This window comes from Pedobacter sp. AW31-3R (assembly GCF_052180285.1).
Taxonomy (GTDB): domain Bacteria; phylum Bacteroidota; class Bacteroidia; order Sphingobacteriales; family Sphingobacteriaceae; genus Pedobacter.
Map to the genome: position 1 here is coordinate 2,972,439 of NZ_CP197475.1, position 14,273 is coordinate 2,986,711.

4 protein-coding genes are annotated in these 14,273 nt (G+C 44.6%); all 4 read left to right on the forward strand.

Annotation, left to right across the window (positions count from 1 at the left end):
* The first annotated feature begins 22 nt into the window (after window positions 1-22).
* The 4 genes from ACSBL2_RS12130 to ectB are packed head-to-tail and all read left to right on the forward strand — an operon-like array spanning window position 23 to window position 14,267.
* Window positions 23-1,960, forward strand: coding sequence for a carbamoyltransferase family protein (locus ACSBL2_RS12130; protein WP_442591965.1), 1,938 nt, complete (start codon window positions 23-25; stop codon window positions 1,958-1,960).
* 41 nt (window positions 1,961-2,001) lie between these two features.
* Entirely contained in the window at window positions 2,002-6,717 is a 4,716-nt protein-coding gene (locus tag ACSBL2_RS12135) for an amino acid adenylation domain-containing protein (RefSeq protein WP_442591966.1), read from the forward strand.
* On the forward strand, window positions 6,714-12,968 hold the full coding sequence (locus ACSBL2_RS12140) for an amino acid adenylation domain-containing protein (protein ID WP_442591967.1): 6,255 nt from the start codon (window positions 6,714-6,716) through the stop codon (window positions 12,966-12,968). Before ACSBL2_RS12135 ends, ACSBL2_RS12140 begins: the two co-directional genes overlap by 4 nt.
* Before the next feature lie 51 nt (window positions 12,969-13,019).
* A complete protein-coding gene (gene ectB, locus ACSBL2_RS12145; protein WP_442591968.1) occupies window positions 13,020-14,267 on the forward strand; it encodes a diaminobutyrate--2-oxoglutarate transaminase in 1,248 nt (415 codons plus the stop codon).
* Window positions 14,268-14,273: the final 6 nt, after the last annotated feature.

Sequence of the window (14,273 nt, forward strand, 5' to 3'; positions counted from 1 at the left end):
AAGACAAACCAAAAAAATTAAGATGAAAATATTAGGAATAAATGGAGGACCAAATCATATTGATGCCGTATTTCTTGAGAAAATCATTCATGGACAATTACATGATTCGGCCGTCGCACTTTTAAAGGATGGAGATTTAATATTTGCCTTGGAAGAAGAGCGCACCACCAGAATAAAGCACACTAACTATTTTCCAAAAACAGCGATAAAACAGTGCATGATCTACAATGATCTTGACTTCGATGATATCGATTATTTTGCTTTCCCCATTACCATGAGCTCACTGGAAAATTATGCAGTAGCATTTATGAAAGCACCACTGTCGCCAAATGCAGGCCTGCTGGTTTTAAGGGAAATTTTCAAAAGACATACCGGGTATGAATTAGACCTGAAAAAAATAAAACTGTATGATCATCATTATTGTCATGCGGTATCTGCCTTTGCACAATCCGGTTTTTACAAAAGCCTGGTAGTTACATTGGATGGGGCTGGAAATGGCTTATCCGGGACAATTTATACGGCCGAAGGCAATAAACTCAATCTGCTGAAGAGTTTTCCGGTTAAAAAATCACTGGGTTACTTTTATCTGGAGGCGACCGAGTTTCTGGGCATGAGCATATTCGATGAATATAAAGTGATGGGATTGGCGCCCTATGGAGATCCGACGGTTCATCAGGAGCTGTTTGAGTCTTTCTACACATTGTTGCCGGATGGGGAGTATGAAATTCATTTTGATGACATGGTTCGCTTAAATACAATTTGCCCGAAAAGGCAAAAAGGTGCACCTTTTGATCAACACCATAAAGACATTGCCGCTGCTTTACAGGTTGCGCTCGAACATATTGTATTCCACATACTGCATTATGCAAAAGAGGTAACCGGAATGGAAAAAATCTGTCTGGCAGGTGGTGTTGCATTGAACTGTAAAATGGAAGGGGAATTGGTGCATTCAAACCTGTTTAAAGAAGTCTTTGTGTTCCCTGCATCGGGTGATAATGGATTGTCTTCCGGAGCCGCTTATGCCTGCCATTTTGAAACAGGGGAAACTTTCATCAACAAACCGATCAAATCCGTTTCTATGGGACTTGATTTTACAAAGACGGCCATCGAATCAGAACTGCTGAAATGGAAAGACCTGATTGATTATCACGAAAGTGAAAATATACATGACGAGACGGGCGCTTTGTTGGCTGAAGGAGAAGTGATTGGCTGGTTTAGGGGAAGAGAAGAATATGGGCCAAGGGCTTTGGGAAACAGAAGTATTGTTGCTGATCCAAGGCCGGCCGCAAATAAAGACCGGATCAATTCAATTGTTAAAATGAGGGAAGGGTTCAGGCCTTTTGCGCCGGCAATTCTGGAAGAACATTTTGAAAGCTGTTTTAAAGTTCCTGATAACGGGCAGAAAGAGTTTCCGTTCATGAGTGTTATCCTCAGAGCCCAGGAGTCATCTGAAAAGGCTTTAGGTGCAGTTGTCCATATCGACGGATCGGCAAGGGTTCAGACCGTTTCGTCCGTTCATAACCAAAACTTCTGGAAGCTGATCAATGCTTTTTATCAGCGAACAGGTACACCGGTATTGCTCAATACTTCCTTCAATAATAACTATGAGCCGATTGTACATTCACCTGCTGATGTCATTGCCTTTTTGCTTACAAGCGACGTGAACTTCGTGGTTATCGGAGATTTCCTGATTAAGAAAAAGTCCCTCACTTCGGCACATCCGGTTTTTGCCAAAGCAGGATTTTATGACTTCATCCGACCAGCTTCAGATCAAGATGAAAGGGGACGTTTTCTAATGCACAACTCATACCTGAAAGAGGATAAAGAAATCTCTAAGTCCTTATGGAAAATCCTTAAAGAAGATCAACCTTTTAACCTTATGGAATCATCCGACTTAATCAGCGAAATCAGGTTGTTCTGGAGACAAAGACAAATCAAGATATGCCCGGTTCAGAACTAAGGGGAAGATCCTCAAGATCACCTGATTTTTAACACTAGATTATGAGAGAATTTTTAAGTTTATTAAGAAAAAAAGATGTCCACCTGAAGCTGGAAAATGGGGAGTTGACTTTAACCTTCCCCAAAACTGGCTTGGATCCGGCGCTTTTGAATGAAATAAAATCCCAAAAAGCTGCACTGATTAGCTATTTGTCGGAACTGAACAAAGAGGAAAGCTATAAAGCTTTTCCTGCCGTTTCAGGTACAGCAACAGATTACGTATTGTCTTCTTCCCAACGCCGCCTCTGGGTGCTGAATCAGCTTGATCCGGATACGGTGGCTTATAATATGCCTGGCTTTCAACTCCTGGAAGGAGCGCTGGATGAAGCTGCCTTTGAAAAGAGCTTTTCAAATTTGATTGAACACCATGAAATCCTGAGAACAGTCTTTAAAGAAAACAGTTCAGCAGAAATAAGGCAATATATCCTTAAGCCTGCAGACAGTGGTTTTGTTTTGGTGAAGTCGGATCTCAGGAGCAGTGCTGATCAAGAAAATGAAGTGCAAGCTTTGGTTCAGCAAGAATTGCGAAAACCTTTTAACCTTGCTGAAGGCCCATTAATCCGTGCCGCGCTCTATCGCCTGGACGAACAAAAATGGCTCTTTAGTTATACAATGCATCACATCATCAGTGATGGCTGGTCTATGGGTGTCTTGATTTCAGAACTGCTGGGTTTGTATAATGCGTATACTCAAGGCCTGGAAAATCCATATCCACCACTGAGGATTCAGTATAAGGATTATGCGGTCTGGCAGCAGGAACAGCTTAGTGGAGATGCGTTAACCCTGCATAAAAACTATTGGCTGGACCAGTTTTCAGGCGAACTTCCTGTACTTACTTTACCGGCAAATCAGAAACGTCCTTTAGTCAAGACCTATAATGGAGGCGTGCTGAATAGTCTTTTAGCACAGGAATCAACTGAAGGTATTAAAAAACTGAGCCAGGAGCAGGGCTGCACGCTATTTATGGGACTGCTGGCTGTAGTGAAAGCTTGGTTATACCATTACAGCGGTCAGGATGACATCATCATTGGCAGTCCGATTGCCGGCAGGGAACATGTTGAGCTGGAAGGACAGATTGGCTTCTACGTGAATACGCTTGCATTACGTTCCCGTTTCCAACCGGCGGATAGTTTCAGGGATTTGCTTCAACAGGTACGTAAAGTTACCCTTGGCGCTTATGAACATCAGGTTTATCCCTTCGACCAACTGGTAGACGAACTTAAGCTGCAGCGCGACATGAGCCGCAATGTGCTGTTTGATGTCATGGTTGCTTTACACGCATCGTCTTCCGGTACAAATCGGCAGGCGCTCAACGGATTGGAAGTCAGTGTTTACCGGGGTGCTGAGCGTCTAAGCAGTAAGTTTGACCTGAGTTTTAATTTCTATGTTACCGAAGAGGGTGTTAAACTGGGGATCGAATACAATAAAGACATTTATAGTGCGACGTTGGTCTCACATTTTGCAGTACATTTCCAGCAATTGATGACAGCTGTTTTAGCTGCACCAGATCAACCATTGGGTCGTCTGGATTGGCTCAATGCATCCGAAAAACTGGAGCTGCTGGAAACATTTAATGATACACGTTGCGATTATCCGCGCAAGGAAACCCTGATTAGCTTATTTGAAAAACAGGTTCAGAAGCGAGGCGGACAAACTGCATTGGTATTTGAATCCAATAAACTGAGATACGACGCTTTGAACGAAGCTGCCAATCGACTTTGTAATTATCTGATGCAGCAGCACAGTATCAAGCGGGGAGACCTGGTAGGCATTTGCATGAGCCGTTGCGAGAATCAGCTCATTGCCATACTGGCGGTATTGAAATGCGCTGCAGCGTACGTTCCTGTTGATCCTGAGTATCCGCAGGAACGCATTGACTATATAAAGCAGGACAGCAATTGTAAAGTATTGATTGATGCTTCCTTTTTCTCTGCTTATGAGGAAGTGAAAGCATCATATCCTGCGGTTAATCCCACCGTACAACCAGGACCTGAAGATCTTGCTTATGTCATTTATACTTCTGGATCTACGGGGCAACCTAAAGGAGTGATGGTGGAACATACCGGAGTGGTAAACAGGATAGAATGGATGTGGAAAGCATATGACTTTTCTGCTGCTGATGTGATCCTTCAAAAAGCAAACTACACGTTTGATGTATCTGTATGGGAAATCTTTATGCCACTCTGCTGGGGTACAAAAATGATTTTATGCCATAAAGATGATGTTGGTTCACCAATCCGGATTGCAGCATTGATTGCAAAAGAAAAAGTAACCTGTATGCATTTTGTACCGAGTATGTTTGATGCTTTCATCAATTCAGAAGTTTTTGATCAGGAAAAAGGCACATTAGACAGTCTCCATAAAATCATTACCAGCGGAGAGGCGTTGTCTCCAGAAACGGTACGCAGGTGGTTTACACACAGCAATGTCCCGGTTTACAATCTGTATGGGCCTACCGAAGCATCGATTGATGTGACTTATTTTAATGTTTACGACGGAAATAATACGGTAATTCCGATTGGAAAACCAATTGCAAATACGCAGCTCTATATCCTCAATACGTCTGATGGTTTGTGTCCTGTAGGCGTAACAGGAGAAATCGTTATTGCCGGAACCGGACTTGCACGTGGTTACCTCAATAAGCCCGAATTAACCGCAGAGAAGTTCGTTGCCAATCCATTCAAACCGGGTGAACGCATGTACCGCACTGGCGACCTTGGCCGCTGGCTTGAAGATGGGAATATCGAGTTTATCGGACGGAAGGACGATCAGGTAAAAGTTCGTGGGTACCGCATCGAACTTGGAGAGGTGGAACATGCATTTAGAAATCATGCTGACATTTCCGCTGCTGTAGTTTTGGTATCGGCAAATGTTTCCGGTGAAAATGACCTTATTGCCTACATCGCATGTAGTAAGGAACTTGAAATTCTGGATTTACGCTTGTTCCTGGGCAAACAGCTGCCGGCTTATATGGTTCCTAATCATTTTGTTTTTCTGGATGAGATTCCATTAAATGCAAATGGAAAGGCAGACCGGAAAAGTTTAAAGGCAATAGGTATTGATCATTCTGGGACAGACGGTTCATACCGCCCTCCGAGAAACCAGATGGAAGAAGTGCTGGTATCGGTATATGAAGAAGTTTTGAAGGTGAAAAATATCGGTATCAATCAGAATTTCTTTGTCCTGGGAGGAGATTCAATCAAAGCGATCCAGCTGGTTTCCCGTTTAAAGCAACATGGTTATACGTTAAATATCGGTGATGTGCTGCGCTACCCTGTAATCGAAGAACTGCTCCTGAATGTCGATTTAAGCGTACAGGGACATGTGATAGATCAACAGGAGGTTCAAGGATTGATTCCTTTAAGTCCGATACAGCAGGCTTTCCTGGAAAATGAAACGGTAGACAAACATCATTTTAACCTGTCAGTGATGCTGGTCAGTGCGAAACGGATTGATGAAGAGATCCTGAGCAAAAGCCTGAACGGACTCATCGCACACCATGATGCATTGAGGATTGTTTTCCGGCAAACAGCAGAAGGCTATGTACAGGAAAATACAGGCTTGACAGGAATCAAGATCCACGAGGTCATTGCAGATGAGGAAGATCAGCTGATCCGGGCAGAGAGTGATCTGGCCCACGCTGGTTTTGATTTGCAAAACGGCCCTTTGTTTAAAGTGATTTTATTTAAGGGCAGTCAACAGGATCATTTGCTGTTTATTGCGCACCATTTGGTAATAGACGGGGTTTCCTGGCGGGTATTGCTGCCGGATTTTGCCCAGCTTTATGAAAGTCATTCAGCCGGAAGGCCAGCTAAACTGCCTTTAAAAACGGATTCTTTTCAGTCCTGGATGAACCTGATGCAGCAATATGCTTTCAGCAATGAACTGGAAAAGGAATTGCCTTATTGGGATGAAATCGAAGCGCTTAAAGTTCCTGCATTGCCTGTCGATGATCCTGCTGCATCCAATCTGGTGAATGATGCAAATTCCAAATCCTTCCTGCTCAATGCAGAACAGACATCACTGCTATTGGGCGCTTCCGGTAAAGCATACGGAACGAATGTTAACGACTTGCTCATCACTGCGGTGGGAATGGCTTTCAGAAAATGTTTTGACATCAATCAGCTCTGCCTGGCATTAGAGGGGCATGGAAGGGAAGATATAGGTGGTCAGATCGATGTAACGAGAACAGTGGGTTGGTTTACAGCTATATATCCGGTAGTAATTGATGTCAGTTTTCCTGACGACAACATCAGACAACTGATTGAAGTGAAAGAAAGACTTCACCGTATCCCTAATAAGGGCATTGGCTATGGAGTGCTCAGGTATCTTCAGGGACGCCCTTATCAAATGGAACCAGAAATTGTATTCAACTATCTGGGTGTTTTTGACACCGAGATCAAGAATGAGCATGATGATCCATGTTTTAAGATCAGCGGAGCTTATCATGGACAGGCGGTTTCACCAAATAGAAAAAGGGACTATACGCTGGAAATCTCAGCTATGATCGTGGAAGGCCGTCTGAAACTCAGCCTGATTTATAGCGCCAGACAGTACAATGCAGAAACAATCACCAGGCTGCTGCAGGTCCTGGAGCAGGAATTATCTGCTTTAATTGAAAAAACAGCCGCGGAAGAGCAAACACAGCTGACCCCGGTTGACCTGACCTTTAAAGGACTGAATATGGAACAATTACTTAAGCTAAATGAATTACAATGATTGAAGACGTTTACCCTTTAAGCCCGCTTCAGGAAGGGATTTATTTTCATTGGCTGCAAGCACCGGAATCTCCTGTTTATTTTGAACAGTTAAGCTATACCTTTAAAGGACAGTTTGATATACTGAAGTTCAGGGAAAGTTATCAGCTGCTGGTTTCCAGACATGCCATCCTGCGCACATTTTTTACCCATGAACTGGCAGATGAAACCTTACAGGTCGTGAGAAAAGAAGTGGAAGCTTCGACAAATTATATTGATGCTTCAACGGAACCAGATTTTTCCATCAAAGCATTCAGGGAGCTGGACCGCAACGAGGCATTTGACCTCAATAAGGTCTCCCAAACCAGGCTTACCCTGGTAAAATTAAACAGTGATACCTACGAACTGATTTGGAGCTATCACCATATCCTGATGGATGGATGGTGTATCAGGCTGCTCATCAAAGAGTTTTTTCAGATTTATTTCAGCCTCATAGCAGGCAAAACACCTCAGCTCAAAAAGGTTTATCCTTATTCGAATTACATCAAATGGCTGGGAAATATCGACCAGTTAAAGTCTATAGATTACTGGAAAACTTACCTGGCCGATTATGAAGGATTAAGTACCTTACCTAAAAAAACACCTGCTATTCCGGCCGGTAAATCTGCATTTAAAAGCGTACAGGGCCAGATTGATCCAGAGTTGAGGACATCCCTGAAAGCCTTGTGTTCAAGATTGGAGATTACAGAAAATATCTTCTTCCAGACCGTATGGGCTTTTTTGTTAAAAATTTACAGTGGTACGAACGACACACTTTTTGGTTCGGTGGTTTCGGGAAGGCCTGCCGAAGTTACAGGTATTGAAGAGATGCTTGGGCTTTTCATTAATACCATTCCGGTACGGATAAAATTCGCTGAGGGCATCACTTTTGAAGAACTGGCCAAAGCAGTAAGTGGAGGTTTTATTGCCGGCCTGAATCATCATTACACGCAATTGGCTCAATTGCAAGAAAAGCGTCCTGGCGTTAAAGGATTGTTCGACCACATCATGGTCTTTGAAAATTACCCAGCACAGGAAATGGCTAGACAAACTGCAGATTCAGAACGGAACCTGTCTTTTTTGTCATCAAATATTTTTGAACAAACCAATTATAACCTTACCATTGTGATCCACCCGGAAAAGGTGATCACCCTGAAGTTCATTTACAATACAGAAAGCTATTCCACTGAATTTATGGAAGGGCTGCACCAACGTTTCATGCAACTCGTCCGTGTGATCGTTTCTGCACCTGGTGTGCCTTTAACTCAGCAGGATTACCTCAGTGCAGCAGAGCGTCTGCAGTTACTGGAAACTTTCAATGATACCAATGCGGTTTACCCTGTTGCAGATACAGCAATCAGCTTGTTTGAAAAGCAGGTGTTGTTAAATCCAGCACGCCCTGCAGTGTTTTCTGGAGGCCTGGAGCTGAGTTATGAGGAGCTGAACCGTCAGGCCAACCGCTTGACTGCTTACCTGACAGATGTACATGGCATTGGTCCTGGCGATCTTGCCGGCATTTGCCTGGAAAGGAGCGAAGAGCTGGTTATTTCGATCCTTGCGGTATTGAAAACCGGTGCCGCTTATGTTCCTGTAGATCCGGCTTATCCGGTGGAGCGGATCAATTATATGCAGCAGGACAGTGGCTGTAAGATCATGATCGATCCAGCCTTTTTAGTAGAATATACAGACTCATCAGCAAATTACAGTGATGAAAACCCTGGCATTCATGCCAGAGCAGATGACCTGGCCTATGTGATCTATACTTCCGGATCTACCGGTCAGCCCAAAGGGGTGATGATCGAACACAGCAGCCTGGTTAATTTGTGTTACTGGCACCAGCAAATGTTCTCGGTAACCAGTGCAGACCGTGGTAGTTTATATGCGGGTGTTGCATTTGATGCTTCGGCATGGGAGCTTTTTCCATACCTGCTTTTCGGTGCTGCTGTGGTGGTGGTTCCCGATGAGATCCGTCTGGATACCGGATTGTTGAATGATTATTACCACCAGCAAAAGATCACCATCTCGTTTTTACCGAGTCAGATCGGTGAGGCTTTTTATGAAGAAGACAACCATTCCTTACGTTACTTGTTGCTGGGCGGGGATAGGGTAAATAGTTATCAGCCAAAAACTTACCAGGTGGTGAACAATTATGGTCCTACGGAGAATTCAGTAGTGAGTACCAGCTATTTCATTGATGAGGCTTCACCGTTAATCCCGATCGGCAAGCCGGTTTCCAATACCAGGATTTACATTCTTGGCGATGGAGATGGTCTTGTCCCTGTAGGAGTAACCGGAGAGCTTTGCATCAGTGGTGTGGGACTGGCACGTGGTTATTTGAACAAGGAAGCCCTGACTAAGGAAAAGTTTGTGCCGAACCCTTACCTGGAAGGCGAGCTGATGTACCGTAGCGGCGATCTAGCGCGCTGGCGAGCAGATGGCAACATTGAGTTTATCGGCCGTAAAGACGACCAGGTTAAAGTCCGTGGTTACCGGATCGAACTTGGTGAGGTGGAACATGTGCTTGGAGGACATCCAGCTGTGAGCTCAGTAGTAGTATTGGCTCCGTTGAATGATTCCGGTGAACGTTTCCTGGTGGCTTACCTGGTGGGAAGTGCTGCACTGGATATTCCTGCACTGAAGGCTTATCTCTCAGGGCTGCTTCCTGGTTATATGGTTCCTGCTTATTTCATGCAATTGGATAGCCTGCCATTAACCCTTAACGGAAAGATTGACAAGAAAGCTTTACCGGCTGTGGATCATGATGGCGCAGAACGTGGCAATGTTTACCAGGCCGCAGAGAATGAGACCCAGGCTGGCTTGATTTCCATTTGGACAGAAATCCTTGGTGTCAATCCGATCGGTATCAATGATGATTTCTTTGAACTTGGAGGCCATAGCCTTAAGGCAACACGGCTGAGCAGTCAGATCCATAAAGTATTTAATGTCAAGATCGGTCTGAAAGAACTGTTCGCAAACCCGGTGTTGCGCGATCAGGCTTTACTGATCCATGGCGGTGAACACGATGCTTTTGAATCGCTGTTGCCGGTGGCGCAGGCAGAGAGCTACGTGCTTTCTTCTTCCCAGCGGCGTTTGTGGGTATTGAGTCAGTTTGCCGAAGGCAATGTGGCTTACAACATGCCGGGTGTGTTTTACTTTGAAGGAGACCTGGATGAAAATGCGTTTGAGCAGAGCTTTGCTGCATTGATCAGTCGTCATGAGATCCTGAGGACGACCTTCAGGGAAGATGCTTCGGGAGAAGTCCGTCAGTACGTTCACACGTCAGGGCAAAGCGGTTTTGTGCTGGAACGCAAAGACGTTCGGGAATTGTCTGAAGCGGAGCTTCAAACAGCGGTACTTGCCAAATTGCGGGCAGCGTTTGACCTTGAGAGAGGTCCTTTGCTCCGTGCAGGTTTATACCGTATTGGAGAAACGAAATGGGTATTCAGTTATGCCATGCACCACATCATCAGCGATGGCTGGTCGATGGGGGTACTGATTGCTGAACTATCGGCGTTTTACAATGCTTTCCTGAATGGCAGAGAAAATCCTTACCAGCCATTGCGGATCCAATATAAAGATTATGCGAGCTGGCAGCAGTCTGAACTGCAGGGCGGTTCTTTGGCATTGCACAAAGCCTACTGGCTGGACCAGTTTTCCGGAGAACTTCCGGTGCTGGAACTTCCGACCGACCGGATGCGTCCGGCGGTAAAAACATATAACGGGGCTGTATTAAACAGCCGCCTGTCTGCGGAATTGACCGACGGGCTGAACAAACTGTGCCGTGATCAGGGATGCACCTTGTTTATGGGACTGTTGTCTGTAGTCAACACCCTGTTGTACCGTTACAGCGGTCAGCAGGACATTGTGATCGGCAGTCCTGTGGCCGGCCGTGAACATACCGACCTGGAAGGACAGATCGGTTTTTACATCAATACCTTAGCACTGCGCTCCCGTTTTTCGGGCAGTGACCGTTTCACCGAGTTGCTGGCACAGGTTCGTGAGTTGACACTGGCAGCCTATGAACACCAGGCTTATCCATTTGATGAACTGGTTGATGCGTTGAACCTGCAGCGTGACCTGAGCCGCAGCGCTTTATTTGATGTGATGGTTACGGTTCACAATACGGCAAACGCTAAAAATACAAAGCGGGAAACCCTTCAGTCTTTAAAAGTAAGCGGTTACCAGGCTGAGCAAAAACCGGCCAGTAAGTTCGACTTAAGTTTTGATTTTGTGGAGTCAACGACTGGGATCAATATGAGCATTGAATACAACACCGATATTTATAGTAAAGCAACGATTGCGCGGATGGAATTGCATTTTCAGCAATTGATCACAGTGATTCTTTCAACACCGGAACAGGCTTTAGACCAGATTGATTACCTCAGTACCTCAGAGCGCTTACAGCTATTAGATACTTTTCATGCCAACCGTGCCGGTTATCCGGCCGGGGAGACCGTGATTGGTCTTTTTGAAAAGCAAGTCCTGTTGCATCAGGATAAAACTGCCGTGCAATTTGAAGACCGGAAACTGAGTTATGCAGCGCTAAATCAGCAGGCCAACCGTTTGAGTGCTTACCTGATGGATATTTATGAGATCGGGCGCGCAGACCTAGCCGGGATCTGCCTGGAGCGAAGTGAGCAGCTGATTGTGGTGGTGCTTGCGGTTTTGAAAGCTGGTGCTGCTTATGTTCCTTTAGATCCTGGATATCCGGAAGAAAGGATTGCTTACATGAAGGAAAACAGCAGCTGTAAGGTGATCATTGATGCCTCCTTTTTATCCGCTTACCTGCAAGATACCACAAGTTACAGTATAGAAAATCCGCAGCTTAAGGCTCAACCCGATGATCTTGCCTATGTCATTTATACCTCAGGATCTACAGGACAGCCTAAAGGGGTAATGGTAGAACAACACAGCCTGATCAGCGTTTGCAAGTCTTTAAACGAGGCTTACCGCTTTAAAGAATTTGAGATTAAACTATTACAGCTGGCCAGCATCTCTTTTGATGTTTTCTTTGGAGACATATGCAGGACCATACTGTCCGGAGGCGAAATGATCATTTGTTCCGATGAACTCAAATTTGATTTTAAAGGTCTTTTTGAATTCATCCAGCAACATCAGATCAGCGTTTTTGAATCTACGCCAGGACTGATATTGCCATTTCTTCAATACCTGAAAACAGAAGGATTAGAAATGACCCACATGAAGTTGATCATATTCGGGTCTGATGCTTTGAACATTGCGGCTTACAGGGATCTGCAAGTGCATTTTCATCCTAAAGTCCGGATTGTGAACAGTTATGGAACCACAGAAACCTGTATTGACTCTACCTATTATGAAAATAGTGAGGATTTAACGGATCAGCTGAATGGAAGTACACCCATCGGCAGGCCGCTCTCAAATACGGAAATCTATATCGTGGATAAAGTCGGAAACCTGGTTCCAATGGGTGTCACCGGAGAAATTTGCATTGGTGGCGATGGGCTTGCACGCGGCTACCTGAACCTTCCGGAAATGACTGCGATGAAGTTTAAACCAAATCCCTTTAAGACAGATGGCGGCCGGATTTATCTTACCGGAGACCTCGGAAAATGGCTTGCTGACGGAAATATAGAATTTATGGGGAGAAAGGACAATCAGGTTAAAATACGTGGCTTCCGTATTGAACTCGCAGAAATTGAAAATGCCCTTCATGCGCATGACGAAGTCCAGTCTGCAGTAGTGCTTGTGCGGCTCAATGCAGCAGCAGAAAAGGAACTGGTTGCTTATATCATTGGTGCTGCCGACTTAACTGCAGATGCCATCAGGGCATTTCTATCCGATAAATTGCCGCATTACATGGTTCCTTCCTATGTAGTCCTTTTGTCCGAATTTCCGCTTACCCCGAATAAAAAGATTGATAAAAAGGCATTGCTGGAAATTAATGTACTTACCGGTACCGGAAATTATGTGAAGCCGGGTACCGAAACTGAAGAAAAGCTGGTAAGGATATGGAGTAAAATTTTAGGTATGGAGACAGGTGATGTTGGGATAAAAGATAATTTCTTTCATGTAGGAGGGAACAGCTTGAAATCAATCAGTGTCATTTCCAAAATCCATGAGGAGTTTAACGTCAGGATTGATTTGAAAAGCTTCTTTCAAAATCCTTTCATTGAGAGCATGGCAAGATATATTGATACCGTCAATTTTATCCAATATGCACCTGAGGTTAAGTCAGATAATGAAATGTATATATAGCATTTAAATAAGTAAAAAACAACCAAATTATAGTCATTTAAATTGACCAGTATGAAGAACGAATCAAATGTCAATAGTTACTCAAAAGTATTTCCGATCGTTTTAAAACGTGGTGAAGGAGATATTGTTACCGACGATCAGGGAAAATATTTTGTAGACTTTTTTAGTGGAGCTGGCACTTTAAACTATGGGCATAACCATCCCGCAATGAAATCAGCCATCCATTCCTTTTTAGACAGCAATGCCATTGTGCATTGCCTGGACATGGACAGCGAAGTAAAGGCAGAATTTCTGGAACGTTTTGAAAAAGTAATCCTAACCCCAAGAGGGCTGAACTATAAAGTACAGTTTTCAGGACCTACGGGCACCAACGCGGTTGAGGCCGCTGTAAAGTTGGCCCGTATCGTCACGAAACGAAAAAAGATCGTTGCTTTCACGCATTCCTTTCATGGAATGTCTGCCACATCGCTGGCCCTTTCCGGAAGCCTCGAAGAAAATCAAAAGGTGAATCCGCCGCAGGATGTTGTTTTTTTTCCTTTTGAAAATTTCTTTGGCGCTGAAATCGATACGATAGCAATCCTCAGTAAAATGATCGCGACCAAAGGCTCCGGGCTAGAGCTGCCGGCAGCAGTGATACTGGAAACCGTTCAGGCAGAAGGCGGGGTCAATGTTGCCAGTGAGGGCTGGCTTTGTAAGCTTAGGGAATTTACCCAGTTGCATGGGATCCTTTTAATTGTTGACGACATCCAGGTGGGCTGTGGCCGTACCGGATCCTTTTTTAGTTTCGAAAGGGCACAGATCATTCCGGATATGGTGTTGTTATCAAAATCGATCAGTGGTTTTGGATTACCGCTGTCCCTTGTGCTGATTAAGCCTGAGCTGGATGTATGGAAATCAGGTGAGCATAACGGAACGTTCCGTTCCAATAATCTGTCCCTTTGTACAGCAACAGTAGCCCTTGATTTTTGGGCAGACCATCAGCTGGAAGAAAAAATCAAAAGGGATGCCGAAAATATCCGCGAACACCTTGAGCATTTACTGGAGTGGTCTCCGTATGTGGTTGCCGTCCGTGGGATCGGAATGATCTGGGGAATAGAATTGGTGGATGGCAAAGTAGCGAAGCGTGTTGCTGACCTTCTGTTTAAGGAAGGAATGCTGATCGAGCGATGCGGAAATAATGACCAGGTTATTAAAATCCTGTGTCCTTTAACGATAACTGAAGAAAACCTGAATATGGGTTTAAAACTGCTTCAGCATGCGATTTTGAATTTAGTACCGGATGCAGTGACCTCCGTATAAGATAGT